Origin of the sequence: Mesobacterium pallidum, assembly GCF_019966535.1 — a bacterium.
Classification (GTDB): Bacteria; Pseudomonadota; Alphaproteobacteria; order Rhodobacterales; family Rhodobacteraceae; genus Mesobacterium; species Mesobacterium pallidum.
In genome coordinates this window covers 440,607-454,706 of the sequence record NZ_JAIMID010000001.1, presented here as the reverse complement: position 1 = coordinate 454,706, position 14,100 = coordinate 440,607, and the positions used below count along the sequence as shown (strand labels likewise).

The 14,100-nt window shown below is 67.4% G+C and carries 12 protein-coding genes; 3 read left to right on the top strand and 9 right to left on the bottom strand.

Features of this window, described 5'->3' with window-relative positions; all coding sequences use genetic code 11:
• Positions 1–69: 69 nt before the first annotated feature.
• The 8 genes from MF270_RS02060 to MF270_RS02025 all read right to left on the bottom strand — a co-directional run bounded on the left by MF270_RS02060 (position 70) and on the right by MF270_RS02025 (position 8,390).
• Complete coding sequence (locus MF270_RS02060) at positions 70–1,503, bottom strand: mannitol dehydrogenase family protein (protein WP_238364331.1); 1,434 nt, start codon at positions 1,501–1,503, stop codon at positions 70–72.
• Positions 1,504–1,549: 46 nt separating this feature from the next.
• The gene (locus MF270_RS02055; RefSeq protein ID WP_238364184.1) at positions 1,550–2,323 is read right to left on the bottom strand and encodes an L-iditol 2-dehydrogenase; all 774 of its coding nucleotides are present in this window, start codon (positions 2,321–2,323) and stop codon (positions 1,550–1,552) included.
• Positions 2,320–3,324: an ABC transporter ATP-binding protein gene (locus MF270_RS02050; protein ID WP_238364183.1), complete on the bottom strand. Its 1,005-nt coding sequence runs from the start codon at positions 3,322–3,324 to the stop codon at positions 2,320–2,322. The genes MF270_RS02055 and MF270_RS02050 overlap by 4 nt, the downstream gene beginning before the upstream one ends.
• 47 nt (positions 3,325–3,371) lie before the next feature.
• Positions 3,372–4,202: a carbohydrate ABC transporter permease gene (locus tag MF270_RS02045; RefSeq protein ID WP_238364182.1), complete on the bottom strand. Its 831-nt coding sequence runs from the start codon at positions 4,200–4,202 to the stop codon at positions 3,372–3,374.
• Between the two features lie 13 nt (positions 4,203–4,215).
• Positions 4,216–5,082, bottom strand: a complete 867-nt coding sequence (locus MF270_RS02040) for a carbohydrate ABC transporter permease (RefSeq protein ID WP_238364181.1) — start codon at positions 5,080–5,082, stop codon at positions 4,216–4,218.
• 133 nt (positions 5,083–5,215) lie between these two features.
• Entirely contained in the window at positions 5,216–6,457 is a 1,242-nt protein-coding gene (locus MF270_RS02035) for an ABC transporter substrate-binding protein (protein ID WP_238364180.1), read from the bottom strand.
• A gap of 293 nt (positions 6,458–6,750) precedes the next feature.
• Complete coding sequence (locus MF270_RS02030) at positions 6,751–7,710, bottom strand: sugar-binding transcriptional regulator (protein WP_238364179.1); 960 nt, start codon at positions 7,708–7,710, stop codon at positions 6,751–6,753.
• Positions 7,707–8,390 carry an HAD family hydrolase gene (locus MF270_RS02025; protein WP_238364178.1) on the bottom strand — a complete coding sequence of 228 codons (684 nt, stop codon included), beginning with the start codon at positions 8,388–8,390 and terminating at the stop codon, positions 7,707–7,709. The genes MF270_RS02030 and MF270_RS02025 overlap by 4 nt, the downstream gene beginning before the upstream one ends.
• An 85-nt stretch (positions 8,391–8,475) precedes the next feature.
• On the opposite strand from MF270_RS02025, the gene MF270_RS02020 reads away from it, so the two are divergent.
• Both MF270_RS02020 and MF270_RS02015 read left to right on the top strand, forming a co-directional pair.
• Positions 8,476–9,303, top strand: coding sequence for a phosphate/phosphite/phosphonate ABC transporter substrate-binding protein (locus tag MF270_RS02020; RefSeq protein ID WP_238364177.1), 828 nt, complete (start codon positions 8,476–8,478; stop codon positions 9,301–9,303).
• A 16-nt stretch (positions 9,304–9,319) separates the two neighbouring features.
• A complete protein-coding gene (locus MF270_RS02015) occupies positions 9,320–11,218 on the top strand; it encodes an ATP-binding protein (protein ID WP_238364176.1) in 1,899 nt (632 codons plus the stop codon).
• 42 nt (positions 11,219–11,260) lie between these two features.
• Here the strand turns inward: MF270_RS02015 and MF270_RS02010 are convergent, their stop codons facing one another.
• Positions 11,261–11,920: an SOS response-associated peptidase gene (locus tag MF270_RS02010; RefSeq protein ID WP_238364175.1), complete on the bottom strand. Its 660-nt coding sequence runs from the start codon at positions 11,918–11,920 to the stop codon at positions 11,261–11,263.
• A gap of 114 nt (positions 11,921–12,034) precedes the next feature.
• Here MF270_RS02010 and MF270_RS02005 point away from each other — a divergent pair, with 114 nt between their 5' ends.
• Complete coding sequence (locus MF270_RS02005; RefSeq protein WP_238364174.1) at positions 12,035–13,804, top strand: DNA polymerase III subunit gamma/tau; 1,770 nt, start codon at positions 12,035–12,037, stop codon at positions 13,802–13,804.
• Positions 13,805–14,100 lie beyond the last annotated feature (296 nt).

Below are 14,100 nucleotides of genomic sequence, written 5' to 3'. Positions count from 1 at the left end.
GGCGCCAAGGGGGCGGCAGGGCCTGTCCTGCCGGTCGGCCCGCCCTTCTTGCTGGGCGGGCGGGTTGGGTCAGGCGAGGTAGGCGCGCAGCGTCGCGGCGGTGCCGTCCTGCCAGAGCATGGTCAGCCAGCGGCCGAAGGCCTCGGCAAAGCCCGCATCCTTGCCGGTCGCGCCGTAGATGTCGGCCTGCGCCAGCCAGGTTGACGGATCGTCCCTGGCGGCCAGTGCGCGCGGCACCAGCTTGTCCCAGCTGGGATCGTTCGGCGCGATCTCGGTCCCGTCGTCCAGCGTGCCGGCGCAGTACCGGCACCAGAGCGCGCTTTCCAGCGCCAGCCCTTCGATGGACGCGCCGCTCGCCAGCGCATCCGCCACCGCGGGCACGATGAACTTGGGTTGCCGGTTCGACCCGTCGAGGCAAAGCCGCCGCGTGGTGTCCAGCACGGCCGGGTTCGAGAACCGCTCGACGATCAGCTCGAGATAGGCGGCGGGGGTGAATTCCGGCACCGGGTGGACATGCGGCAGCACCTCGGTCTCTTCGACCTTGCGCAGAAAGCCCGAGACCAGCGGATCGGCCATCGCCTCGTGCACGAACTCGATCCCCATGAGCGCCGCCGGGTAGGCGATGATCGCGTGACCGCCGTTGAGGATGCGGATCTTCATCCGCTCGTAGGTGTGCACGTCGTCGGTGAAGGTCACGCCGACCTTTTCCAGCGCCGGGCGCCCGGTGGGGAACTTGTCCTCGACCACCCATTGGCGGAAGGGCTCGCAGGTCACGGGGACCGGGTCGTCGATCCCGTGCTTGGCGGCAATCGCGCGCTCGCGGTCGCCGGTGGCGGGGGTGATGCGGTCGACCATGGCGTTGGGAAAGGCCACCTGCCCCTCGATCCAGTCCGCCAGCTCGAGGTCCACGAGCTGGGCGAAACCGACGACCGCGTCGCGGGTCACATCGCCATTGCCCGGCAGGTTATCGCAGGACATGACGGTGAACGGGTCCACCCCGGCCGCGCGGCGGGCGCGCAGGGCGGCGACGATGGCGCCGAAGACCGTCGCGGGCGCGTCGGGCCGCGTGGCATCGGCGCGGATGTCGGGGTGATTGGGGTCGAAGGTGCCGGTTTCGGCGCTGACGAAATAGCCGCCCTCGGTCACGGTCAGCGACACGATGCGGATGGCCGGGTCGGTCATCGCGGCGATCAGCGGGCCGTTGCCCTCGGCCACCTCGACAAAGTCGATCATGGCGCCGATGATGCGGGGCGCCTCGCCCGCCGCCGACATCTCGATCACCGTCGACAGGCAATCCTGCGCCTTGAGCGCATCGCGCATCTTCGCATCCGGCGCGCGGACCCCGGCGCCGACCAGCGCCCAGTCATGATCTTCGCCCAAGGCAAAGAGGTCGTCGAGATAGACCGCCTGGTGGGCCCGGTGAAAGTTGCCAAGGCCCACGTGCAGGATGCCGGGCGTCAGCGCGGACCGGTCATAGCCCGGCCGCGCCACCGCATCCGGCAGCGCGTCCAGCGTGGCAGTGGAAAGGTGCGAGGTCATCTGTGTCTCCTCAGCTCATCCAGTTGCCGCCGTCGACGTTGTACGTCTGGGCGACGATGTAATCGGCCTCGGGCGTGGCAAGAAAGATCGCCATGCCGGTGAGGTCCGCGGCCGTGCCCATCCGGCCGAAGGGGACGGCGGCGCCGACCTCGGCCTTCTTCTGGCCCAGCGGCTTGTTCTCGTACTTGGCAAAGAAGGCATCGACGCCGTCCCAGTGTTCGCCATCCACCACGCCGGGGGCGATGGCGTTGACGTTGATCCCGTGGGCGATCAGGTTCAGCCCGGCCGATTGGGTCAGGCTGATCACGGCGGCCTTGGTGGCGCAGTAGACGGCGACAAGGGCTTCCCCGCGCCGCCCCGCCTGGCTGGCCATGTTGATGATCTTGCCCCCCTGCCCCTGCGCGATCATCTGCCTGGCAACCGCCTGCATGGTGAACAGCGTGCCCGAGACGTTGACGGCGAAGAGCCGGTCGAAATCCTCGCGCGTGATCTCGGTGATGGGCGCGGCAGTGAACAATGCGGCGTTGTTCACAAGGATATCGAGTCCGCCCATGGCCGAGACGGCCGCCGCCACGCCCGCGTCGATGCTGGACTGGTCGGTCACGTTCATCTCGACCGCGTGGCAGCCCGCCCCCAGCGCCGCCGCCGTGTCCCGGGCGGCGGCCAGGTTGATGTCGGCAATCGCGACCTCTGCCCCCTCGGCCATGTAGGCTTCGGCAATGGCCCGCCCGATGCCGCGGGCGGCGCCGGTGATCAGCGCGCGTTTTCCAGCCAGCCGTGTCATTCGATCCGCAGCCCCTTGGCGTCGAACTTGTGCAGCTTGGAAAGGTCCGGCGTCATGTAGACCGTGTCGCCGTGGCGCAGCCCGACCTCGCCATCGGCGCGGATGGTCATGGTCTCGGCCAGCCCGGTATCATGGACATGGATGAAGGTGTCGGAGCCAAGGTGCTCGGCCACGCCCACCCGGCCGCGCCAGGTGCCGCTTTCCGTCGAGACGGCGATATGCTCGGGCCGGACGCCGATGGTATGGGCGTTGTGCTCGGCCGCGGTGGGCCCTTCGATGAAGTTCATCTTGGGGCTGCCGATGAAGCCGGCCACGAACTTGTTGCGCGGGCGCGAATAGAGCTCGAGCGGCGCGCCGACCTGTTCGATAAGCCCGGCCTGCAGCACCACGATCTTGTCGGCCATGGTCATGGCTTCGACCTGGTCGTGGGTCACGTAGATCATCGTCGTCGCAAGGCGGTTGTGCAGCTCGGAGATTTCCAGCCGCATGCCCACCCGCAGCGCCGCGTCGAGGTTCGACAGCGGTTCGTCAAAGAGGAAGGCCGCCGGTTCGCGCACGATGGCGCGGCCGATGGCGACCCGCTGGCGCTGGCCGCCCGACAGCTGGCCCGGCCGGCGTTCCAGATAATCCGTCAGGTTCAGCGCGGCGGCGGCATTGGCGATCCGCCGCTCCTGTTCGTCCTGCGGCACGCCGGCCATCCGCATCGGGAAAGCGATGTTCTTCTTCACCGACATGTGCGGGTAAAGCGCGTAGCTCTGGAACACCATAGCGAGGCCGCGTTTCGCGGGCGGCACCATTGTCGCGTCCTTGCCGTCGATCTCGATATGGCCCGAGCTCACGTCCTCGAGCCCGGCGATCAGGCGCAGGAGCGTGGACTTGCCGCAGCCCGACGGGCCGACGAAGACCACGAATTCGCCATCGTTGATCTCGAGATCGAGGGGCGGGATCACCTGCACGTCCCCGAAGGCCTTTGTGACCTGCTTGAGATGGATACGTCCCATAGTTCTTTTCTCCCTTTAACCTTCAGCCCGGTCGCGACGCGCGGGCGTTACTTCACGGCGCCGAAGGTCAGGCCGCGGACGAGTTGCTTCTGGCTGAACCAGCCAAGGATGAGGATCGGGGCGATGGCCATGACGGACGCCGCCGAGAGTTTCGCGTAGAACAGCCCCTCGGGCGAGGAATAGCTGGCGATGAAGGCCGTGAGCGGAGCCGCGTTGGCCGCGGTCAGGTTCAGCGTCCAGAACGCCTCGTTCCAGGCCAGGATGACGTTCAAGAGCAGGGTCGAGGCAATGCCCGGCACCGCCATCGGCGTCAGCACGTAGAGGATCTCTTCCTTCAGCGTGGCACCGTCCATCCGCGCGGCTTCCAGGATCTCGCCCGGGATTTCGCGGAAGTAGGTGTACAGCATCCAGACGATGATCGGCAGGTTGATCAGCATCAGCACGATCACCAGGCCGAACCGGCTGTCCAGCAGCCCCAGCTTGATGAACAGCAGGTAGATCGGGTAAAGCACCCCCACCGCCGGCAGCATCTTGGTCGAGAGCATCCACAGCAGGATGTCCTTGGTCCGCTTGGATGGGACAAAGGCCATGGACCAGGCGGCGGGGATCGCGATGATCACGCCCAGAACGGTGGACCCGCCCGCGATGATGATCGAGTTCCACAGGTACCGCATGTAGTCCGAGCGTTCCTGAACGACCGCGTAGTTCTCGAGCGTCCAGTCGAAGAAGAACCAGACGGGCGGATCGGCGATGGCCTGCCCTTCGGTCTTGAAGCTTGTGAGGATGGTCCAGAGGATCGGGAAGAAGATCAACAGGCCCACGGCCCAGGCCGCGATGGTGTTGATCGTCTTGCGTTGGTTCGTGACGGATCGTGCCATGGTCAGGTCCTCCTCACGCGTCGAGGTTCTTGCCGACGATGCGCATCAGGAATGCGGCAACGATATTGGCAAGGATGATGGCGTAGACACCGCCGGCGCTGCCGAGGCCCACGTTCTGGCTTTCCAGCACGCGCTGGAAGATCAGATACGACAGGGTGCGGGTGCCGAAGGCGCCGCCGGTGGTCACGAAGATCTCGGCGAAGATGGCCAGCAGGAAGATCGTCTGGATCAGGATCACGATGGTGATCGCCCGGCCGAGGTGCGGCAGGATGATGTACCAGAACCGCTTGATGACCGGCGCGCCGTCCATCTCGGCCGCTTCCAGCTGCTCGCTGTCCAGCGACTGGATCGCGGTCAGCAGGATCAGCGTGGCGAAGGGCAGCCATTGCCAGCTGACGATCATGATGAGCGACGGCATCGACGCCTGGCTCAGCCATTGCACCGGCTCGGCCCCGAAAAAGCGCCACAGATGCGCCAGCAGGCCGTTGGTCGGGTCCATGAACATGTTCTTCCAGACCAGCGCCGACACCGTGGGCATGACGAAGAAGGGCGCGATCACCAGGATGCGCACGATCCCCTGCCCCCACATCGGCTGGTCCAGCAGGATCGCCAGCAGGATGCCGAGGCAGACGGTGATGATCAGCACACCGACCACGATCACCAGCGTGGTCTGCACCGCCGGCCAGAATGAGCTGGAGCTGACGAAGCGGGTGTAATTCTCGAACCCCGCCCATCCCAGGTCCCCGCCGCGCAGCGGCAGGTAGGTCTTGAACGAAAAGTAAAGCGTCATCGTGAGCGGCACCAGCATCCATCCCAGGAGGAGGATGACCGCGGGGGCCATCATCAACCTGGCTGCTGACCGCGACTGCTGTGTCGCCATGACGTCATCCTCCCATGGACAGCGGGTCGGGCACCGCCCTTCGGGCGGCGATCGGGGTCGAATAAAGGAACAAACGAATGGAACGGCCGGGGGGCAGCGATCGGCTGCCACCCCCCGGCACCGGGAGGAGACCTTAGCGGTAGCCTGCGGCTTCCATCGCCTCGTTGGTGATGTCCTGCGCCTTGGCGAGGGCTTCATCCACGGTCTGCTGACCGGCATAGACGGCCGAGAACTCCTGGCTCACCTCGGTGGCGATGCCCGCGAACTCGGGGATGGCCGCGAACTGCACGCCGACATAGGGCGACGGCTCGACCGTCGAGTTGTTCGGGTCAGCCGTGAGGATCGAGTCCAGCGTCATCTTGGCGAAGGGCACTTCCATGTAGTTCGGGTTCTCGTAGAGCGAGGTGCGCGCGCCCGGGGGGACGTTGGCCCAGCCTTCGTTCTCGGCAACCAGCGCAATGTAGTCCTTCGAGGTGGCCCATTCGATGAATTCCTTGGCCGCGGCTTCCTTCTGGGTGCCGGCGGGGATCGCCAGGGCCCAGGCCCAAAGCCAGTTCGACCGCTTGCCAAGGCCGTTGTCGGGCGCCAGGGCAAAGCCCACGCTGTCGGCGACTTCGGATTCGTTCGGGTTGGTCACGAAGGACGCGGCCACGGTGGCGTCGATCCACATGCCGCACTTGCCCTGCTGGAACAGCGACAGGTTCTCGTTGAAGCCGTTCGTGGCATAGCCCGCCGGGCCGGATTCGTTCATCATGCCGACGAAGAATTCCAGCGTGTCCTTCCAGGGCTGGGTGTCGAACTGGGCGTTCCAGTCCATGTCGAACCAGCGTGCGCCGAACGAGTTGGACATCGCGGTGATGAAGGCGCCGCCCTCACCCCAGCCGGCCTTGCCGCGCAGGCAGATGCCGTTGATGTCGGCGTCGCGGTCGGTCATCGCCGCGGCCGCTTCGCGGATGAAGTCCCAAGTCGGGGCGTCGGGCATCTCGAGGCCCGCCTTTTCCATCAGGTCGGTGCGGTACATGATCATCGAGCTTTCGCCGTAGAACGGCGCCGCGTAAAGCGTGCCGTCATGGCTCAGGCCGCCGGCCATTGCGGGCAGGATGTCGCCCACGTCGTATTCTTCGCTGAGATCGTCCAGCGGGACCAGCCAGCCGTTCGCACCCCAGATCGGGGTCTCGTACATGCCGATGGTCATGATGTCGAAGGCACCGCCCTTGGTCGAGATGTCGGTGGTGACGCGCTGGCGCAGCACGTTTTCCTCGAGCGTCACCCACTCGACCTCGTGGCCGGTCTTTTCCGAGAAATCGTCGGTCAGGCCCTGCATGCGGATCATGTCACCGTTGTTGACGGTGGCGATGGTCAGGGTCTCGCCCATGCTTGCGGTTGCCAATGCGCCCAGGGCGCACGCACCCATCAGGGCGCGAACGTGCGTGTTCATGATTGTCCTCCCAATCGTGTTCTTTTCCGGGCCAGGCCAGTTCGAGTGTCAAACTGAGCATATGCCCATCACGTGCACAATTACTCACTCAAGGCTTGATTCGTGTCAACCAAGATTTTCCGAGTGACTTGTTTTCAGGCAGGACGGGCTGTTTTTAAGGAGTTACACGACGAAACCGCCCGCGGCCGGCGGGGCCACGGGCGGTCAGGCGCGTCGGGATCAGGATGTGGTCAACCGGCCAGCAGGGCCCGGGCGGTGTTTTCGTCGGTGATGAGATCGGTGATCAGGCGGCCCTTCAGCGCCGCCCTCAGGGCGGCCTGCTTCTCGCGCCCGCCGCCGATGCAGAGCCGCCGGGCGCTGCCCGACATCAGCCGCTGGCCCACCATCAGGTCGTTCACCGGGTGGTCGAGATACCGCCCCTCGGCGTCGAAGATATGGCTGCAGATCTCGCCCACCGCCCCGGCCGCACGCAGGCTGGCCAGTTGCTCGGCGGTGATGAACCCGTCCTTGAGCAGCGGCGCGCTGTCATCCATCTGGCCGATCCCGACGATGGTCAGGTCGGCCGAACGCGCCAGTGCCATGGTGCTTTTCACGTGCGGAAGGTCGCGGAAGGTCGCCAGCTCTTCAAGGCTGCGGGCCATCACCGGGGCCGACATCGGGTAATGCGCCGCGCCGGTCTTGTCGGCAACGCGCATGATGACCTCGTAGAACGAGGCCGAGCCGTCGGGCGAGACGTTGCCGATCAGCGACACCACCTTGTGGTGCTTGCCGTCCATGGTCTGCATCTGCTCGATCACCGCGCGCAGCGTCCGCCCGGTGCCCAGCGCCACGAGCCGCGGCGCACCGTCGGCAAAGACGCTTTCGATCGAGGGCGCGGCAAAGGGGGCGAGCGCGGTCAGCGCCTCGTCCCCCGCCGCCAGCGCCGGGGCGACGCGCACCCAGTCAAGCGCGTAATGGCCGCGCAGGTCGCGTTCCAGTTCGAGACATTCGGCGATCGGGTGGTCGATGCGCACCCGGATCAGGTTCTCGGACACGGCCAGCGCCACCAGCCGTTGCGCCCGCTGGCGCGAAATGCCCAGCTCGCGCGCGACCTGGTCCTGGGTCATCCCGGCGACGTAGTACAGCCAGGCCGCCCGCGCCGCGAGATCGCGCCGTCCGGCGCCGGTGTCGTCGGCTGCCACGCGGTTCATGGGCCTGTCTCCTTTCGTGAAAGATGCGGGGCAATGTGGAAGAAATCCGCAAAGCTTGCAAACGTCGCGTGCGGCTGCGGCCCCGGTTCGGCCCCGAGGTCGAGCCCGGCAAGATGCGTTCCGCCGGTGAATCGCCAGACTTGCATGCCCGCGGCAAGCCCCGCCTCGATCCCCGCGCGGCTGTCCTCGATCACCAGGCACTCGGCCGGTGGCACGCCCATCCGCTCGGCCGCCAGCAGGAACAGATCGGGCGCCGGCTTGCCGTTCGCCACCTCGGAGGCGGTGTTGACCCGCCCGGCAAAGGCGCCTGCCAGCCCCACCAGGTCAAGCGATTGACGCACCCGCTCGGGCGAGGAGCTGGTGGCCAGGCAATAGGGCACGGAAAGTTCGTGCAATACGTCAGCTACGCCCGGCATGACCTTGAGATCACGTCGAAAGGCCCCGATCAGCCGGGCGCGGTACTCGGCCTCGAACCCCTCGGGCAGGACCACGCCGAACGCACGTCGGACCTGGTCCAGCACCACCTTGTAGCTGCGCCCCAGGAAATGCCGCGCCACGTAGGCCATGTCGATCTCGACCCCGTGGCCGGCCAGTTCGGCCACCAGCATGCGCGCGCTGATCGCCTCGCTGTCGATCACGACCCCGTCGCAATCGAAGATTACCAGCCCGGTCCGCGCCATCGCCCCGGCCTCCTTTGTCGAGTTCTTAACACCTGTCCGATATCGCCTGAGAACCGCAGCCGCAATCACCGCCGGAGGTCGGGTCATGTCGCGTTCACGTTTTCGGGCCGCCTGGCTGGCGCTGGTCGGCGTGCTGGTCCTGCTTGGCCCGGCACGGGCGGACCACTATACCATCGGGGTGGTGCCGCAGTTCGACGCGCGGCGCATCGCCGACACCTGGCTGCCCATTACCCGCTACCTGTCCGAGGCGACGGGGCATGAGTTTGTCCTCAGGGGCGCGCCGACAATCCCGCATTTCGAACGCGAATTGCGGAACGGGGATTACGATTTCGCCTTCATGAACCCCTATCACCTGGTGCAGACCATTGGCACCAGCGACTACCGGCCACTGGTGCGCGACGGCAACCGCGCACTATACGGCGTGCTGGTGACGGCGCGGGACAGCCGTTTCGACACGCTGGACTCGCTCGAAGGGGCCATCATCGCCTTTCCGGCGCCCAATGCGCTCGGGGCCTCGTTGCTGATGCGCGCCGTGCTTGCGCGCCAGTACGGGCTGAGCTTCGAGGAACGCTATGTCCAGACCCACGATTCCGCCTACCTGAACGTGGCCCTTGGTGAAACCGCCGCGGCCGGCGGGGTGAAAAGCACCTTCGACAGCCAGCCGGCGGAACTGCGCAACCGGCTGCAGATCATCTTCGAGACGCCGCGCGTGGCGCCGCATCCCTTTGCCGTGCACCCCCGCGTGCCCGAGACGATGGCGGCAAAGGTGCGCGATGCCCTGATCGCTCTGGGATCGACCGAGGAGGGCCGCGCCCTGCTGGCCGGTGTGCCGATCCAGCAGCCCGTGCCGGCCGAGGCGTCAGACTACGCCCCCATCGCCGAGCTTGGCCTCGAGGAGTTCGCGGTCGAGTGAGGGCAGGAGAGCGACGATGACCAGCCTGCGGTCCGGCAAGCGCCGCTTTGCCCTCAGCGGCACCCTGCGCGAACGCTTCATGCTGCGGTTCGCAACCGTCGCCGTGCTGGCGGTGCTGCTGGTCGCGGGCGCCTGGGTGTCCGAGCTGCGCAGCAGCATCGAACGGACCGAGCGGCAGAAGCTGGAGAGCGAGCTCGACATCCTCTCCGAGGCGCTGACCCCGCTGATCCTGCAGTCGCATTTCAGCGCGGTCTATTCCAGCCTGCGCAGCCTGCAGACCGGCAACCGGCGCTGGACGCGCGTGGTGCTGAATGCGCCGGACGGGCGGCAGCTTTACCCGCTGTCCGCGGTGCCCGCTGCCACCGGCGATCACATGGTGCCGATTTCGCGCGACATCATGTTCGACGGCCGCCGGATCGCCACGATCGAGATCACCAGTGACTACGCCCCGACCTACCATGCCGCGATGCGCCAGTTCCGCACCATCTTCGGCTTCATGACGCTGGCCTGCGTCGTCGGCGTCGCCTTCACGCTGGTCGGCATCGACCGCGTGGTGGTGCGGCCGATCATGCTGCTGTCAAGCGCGGCGCGCCGCCTGTCGCGCGGCGATTACGAGGCCGAGCTGCCGCGCATGACCCGGGACGAGATCGGCACGCTGACCTACGGCTTTGCCCGGATGCGCGAACGCATCCACCTGAACGAGGAACGTCTGATCGCCGCCCGTGACGAGGCGCGCCACAATGCCGAGGTCAAGTCGCGGTTCCTGGCCACAATGAGCCACGAGATCCGCACACCGCTGAACGGCATCATCCCGATCGCCCAGTTGCTGCTTGAAACCGACCTGGAAGAGCCGCAGCGCGAGCTGGTCAACACCATCGTCGACAGCGGCCATGCGCTGCGCTCGGTCATCGACGACATCCTCGACATCGCCAAGCTCGACGAGGGCAAGCTGGCGATCCGGCCCCGGCCGTTCGACCTGTCGCGCACGCTCGGCTCGCTGCACGCCATGTTCGCGGTGACCGCCGACCAGCGCGGGCTGACCCTGACCGTGCAGATCGACCCTTCGGTCATTCCGCGGGTGACGGGCGACGAGGACCGGCTGCGCCAGGTCCTGCTGAACCTCGTCGGCAACGCGCTGAAATTCACCAATTCCGGCGGCATCCACGTCACCGTCGAACCCGCCAGCCCCAAGCCCATGCTGCGCTTTTCCGTGCGCGACACCGGCATCGGCATCTCGGAAGACGACCGCCCCAAGGTCTTCCAGCGGTTCGAACAGGTCGACAACCGCTCGAACCGCGAATTCCAGGGCACAGGGCTGGGCCTGCCGATCTGCAAGGCCCTGGTCGAGGCGATGGAGGGCGCGATCTGGGTCGAAAGCGATCTCGGCATCGGCAGCACCTTCGTCTTCGAGCTGCCGATGCCGCCCAGCGATCCGGAGGCGCTGCCGGCCAGGCCCGCCGAGATCCCGAACGAGACCGACCCGGAGGGGCTGCGCGTGCTCGTTGTCGATGACAACAAGGTCAACCGCAAGATCGCCAGCGCGATCCTGTCCCGGATGGGGCATTTTCCGGCGGTGTCCGAAGATGCCGAGGACGCGCTCGACCGGATGCAGATGGAATTCTTCGACGCGGTTCTGATGGATGTCCACATGCCTGGCATGGACGGGCTCGAGGCGACCCGCCGCATCCGCGGCATGGGTGGCACCCTGGGCGAGACCTGGATCATCGGCTTTACCGCCAGCGCCTTCGACGATGACGTGGCGCGTTGCCGCGAGGCGGGGATGAACGGGTTCCTGGCCAAGCCGCTGGCGCGCGACAAGCTGCGGGCCGAGCTGCGCCGCTGCGCCCGCGCGATGGCCCGCGACCTGCCGCCCGCGTCCCCGCGCCCCGATGTGCCGCCCGCCCCCGGGCCATGAGCGCCGGCGAAGCAGGCCGCAAGGGCGTGAGGCGCCCTGCCTTCAGACCTCGATCGGCTCGATCAGCTCCGGCCCGCTGGCGCGGTTGGAATTGACCGCCTTGTCCACCCGGTGAAAGGCCAGCACCTCGTCCCCCGGCGGCTGCATCAGCGTGGCCGCGCCCTTGCCCTCCTCGCCCAGCCACAGCGCCCAGGCCGCGGGATCGAGGATCACCGGCACGCGGTGGTGGATCTCGGCCATCGGCCCGGTCGCCTCGGTCGTGACGATGGCGCAGGTTCGCAGGGTCTCACCGTCCCGCTCCCAGTCCTGCCAGATCCCGGCCATGACCAGCGGCTCGCCGTCGGCGCGCCGGATGAACCAGGGCAGCTTCTCCTCCTTGGTGCGGGTCCATTCATAGAACCCGTCCGACGGGATCAGGCAGCGCCGGCTGCGACAGGCGGCGCGAAAGGCGGGCTTGTCGGCAATCGTCTCGGCCCGGGCATTGATCAGCAGCGGGCCATCGTTCGGCGCCTTGTACCAATGCGGAATGAATCCCCAGCGCATCCCGCCCAGCCGCCGCCCTTCATCGCCAAAAACCACGTGCACCTGCGTGGTCGGGCAGACGTTGTAATTCGGCACATCCGGCAGGTCGTTCCCCGGCACCGCCTCGAAGAGGCGCGCCATGGCGTCAGGCGGCAGGGTCACGGCGAAACGTCCACACATGCGCCCGACGGTAGGCCGCGCCACGGCCCGCGGCAAGCCCCGGCCATTGTCCTGCCCCCGCCAACCCCCTAGGTTCGGGGCACGCCCGTCCGAATCCAAGGAACCCCTGCCCAGATGTCCGATCCCGCGCAGCCCGCCTACCAGGTCCTGGCCCGGAAATACCGTCCCGAGACCTTTGCCGATCTCGTCGGCCAGGATGCCATGGTGCGCACGCTCCGCAATGCCTTTGCCGCCGACCGGATCGCGCAGGCCTTCATCATGACGGGCATTCGGGGCACCGGGAAAACCACGACCGCTCGGATCATCGCCAAGGGCATGAACTGCATCGGCCCCGAGGGCGGCGGCGGCCCGACCACCGACCCCTGCGGCAAGTGCGAGCATTGCCGTGCCATCATGGAGGGCCGCCATGTCGACGTGATCGAGATGGACGCGGCCTCGAACACCTCGGTCAACGACATCCGCGAGATCATCGACAGCGTGCATTACCGGGCGGCCTCCGCGCGCTACAAGATCTACATCATCGACGAGGTGCACATGCTCTCGAACAGCGCCTTCAACGCACTGCTCAAGACGCTCGAGGAACCGCCCGCGCACGTCAAGTTCATCTTCGCCACGACCGAGATCCGCAAGGTCCCGGTCACGGTGCTGTCGCGCTGCCAGCGGTTCGACCTGCGCCGGATCGAGCCCGAGGTGATGATCGCCATGCTGCGCCGCATCGCCACCGCCGAAGGGGCGGAGATCACCGACGAGGCGCTCGCCCTCATCACCCGCGCGGCCGAAGGCTCGGCCCGCGACGCGACCTCGCTGCTCGACCAGTCGATCAGCCACGGCGCGGGCGAGACGGGCGCCGACCAGGTCCGCGCCATGCTGGGGCTGGCGGATCGCGGTCGCGTGCTCGACCTCTTCGATCTGGTGATGCGCGGTGACGCCGCCGGCGCCCTGGGTGAGCTCTCGGCGCAATATGCCGACGGCGCCGACCCGCTGGCCGTGCTGCGCGACATGGCCGAGGTGACGCATTGGATCTCCGTGGTCAAGATCACCCCCGAGGCGGCCGAGGACCCCACCGTCGGCCCGGACGAGCGCACCCGCGGCCTGACCATGGCCGAGGCGCTGCCGATGCGGGCGCTGACCCGCATGTGGCAGATGCTGCTCAAGGCGCTCGACGAGGTCTCCCAGGCCCCGAACGCCATGATGGCGGCAGAGATGGCGGTCATTCGCCTCACCCACGTCGCCGAACTCCCGAGCCCCGAAGAGCTGGTGCGCAAGCTGCAACACAGCGCGCCCCCGGCCCCCGGCCCGGGCGGCGGCGGCGGCGGTGGTCAGGCAAGCCCCGGCGGCAGCACGACCGCCCGAGGCGCGCTCTCGGGCCCCGGCCCGGGCACCCCGGTCCATGCGCCCACCATGCGCTCCGGCGGCGCGCAGCCGGCCACTCAACTCGACGCGGCACTGGCCCGCTATCCCAGCTTCGACCATGTGATCGAGCTGATCCGCCAGAACCGCGACGTCAAGCTGCTGGTCGAGGTCGAAGGCTGCGTCCGCCTCGCCGCCTACCAGCCCGGCCGGATCGAGTTCACCCCAACGGACGATGCCGCCCCCGACCTCGCGCAGCGCCTCGGCGCCACGTTGCAGCGTTTCACCGGCAACCGCTGGGCGGTGATCGTGGTCAACGGCGCCACGGCCGAAACCATCGCCGAAGTGCGCGACGCCGCGAAACGCGCGATCGAGGAGGAGGCCCGCGCCCATCCCATGGTCCAGGCCGTCTTCGCCGCCTTCCCCGGCGCCAAGATCGCCAATATCCGCTCGGCCCAGGACCTCATGGCCGAAGCCCAGGCCGAGGCCCTGCCCGAGGTCGAGGACGAGTGGGACCCGTTCGAGGAAGACTGACCCTCGCGCGCGCGGCACCTTCGGGAGCCTCCGGCGGGAGTTTATTGGCAAGATGAAGCAGGGGATCCGATCCTTCATTCATCTTGCCCCTAAACTCCGGGGAGTGTGAGGGGCTGGCCCCTCACTCCGACGACGGCCACGGGCGCGGACCGCGGGTAGAAGCAGAGGGAAGAACACCAGGACGCCTCCCGGCCCATCGGATCTTGCGGTTCCTGCCGTGCGGCGCGGGCGATCTGCGTGCATTTCCGCCCGCGGCCCTTGTGTCCCCTGCCCCCTCCCCCCTATCTAGCCAGAAA

Coding starts and splice junctions, on each gene's coding strand:
- MF270_RS02055 (WP_238364184.1), bottom strand. CDS start 2,323: ATGACACGGCTGGCTGGAAAACGCGCGCTGATCACCGGCGCCGCCCGC.
- MF270_RS02050 (WP_238364183.1), bottom strand. CDS start 3,324: ATGGGACGTATCCATCTCAAGCAGGTCACAAAGGCCTTCGGGGACGTG.
- MF270_RS02045 (WP_238364182.1), bottom strand. CDS start 4,202: ATGGCACGATCCGTCACGAACCAACGCAAGACGATCAACACCATCGCG.
- MF270_RS02040 (WP_238364181.1), bottom strand. CDS start 5,082: ATGGCGACACAGCAGTCGCGGTCAGCAGCCAGGTTGATGATGGCCCCC.
- MF270_RS02035 (WP_238364180.1), bottom strand. CDS start 6,457: ATGGGCGAGACCCTGACCATCGCCACCGTCAACAACGGTGACATGATC.
- MF270_RS02030 (WP_238364179.1), bottom strand. CDS start 7,710: ATGAACCGCGTGGCAGCCGACGACACCGGCGCCGGACGGCGCGATCTC.
- MF270_RS02025 (WP_238364178.1), bottom strand. CDS start 8,390: ATGGCGCGGACCGGGCTGGTAATCTTCGATTGCGACGGGGTCGTGATC.
- MF270_RS02020 (WP_238364177.1), top strand. CDS start 8,476: ATGTCGCGTTCACGTTTTCGGGCCGCCTGGCTGGCGCTGGTCGGCGTG.
- MF270_RS02015 (WP_238364176.1), top strand. CDS start 9,320: ATGACCAGCCTGCGGTCCGGCAAGCGCCGCTTTGCCCTCAGCGGCACC.
- MF270_RS02010 (WP_238364175.1), bottom strand. CDS start 11,920: ATGTGTGGACGTTTCGCCGTGACCCTGCCGCCTGACGCCATGGCGCGC.
- MF270_RS02005 (WP_238364174.1), top strand. CDS start 12,035: ATGTCCGATCCCGCGCAGCCCGCCTACCAGGTCCTGGCCCGGAAATAC.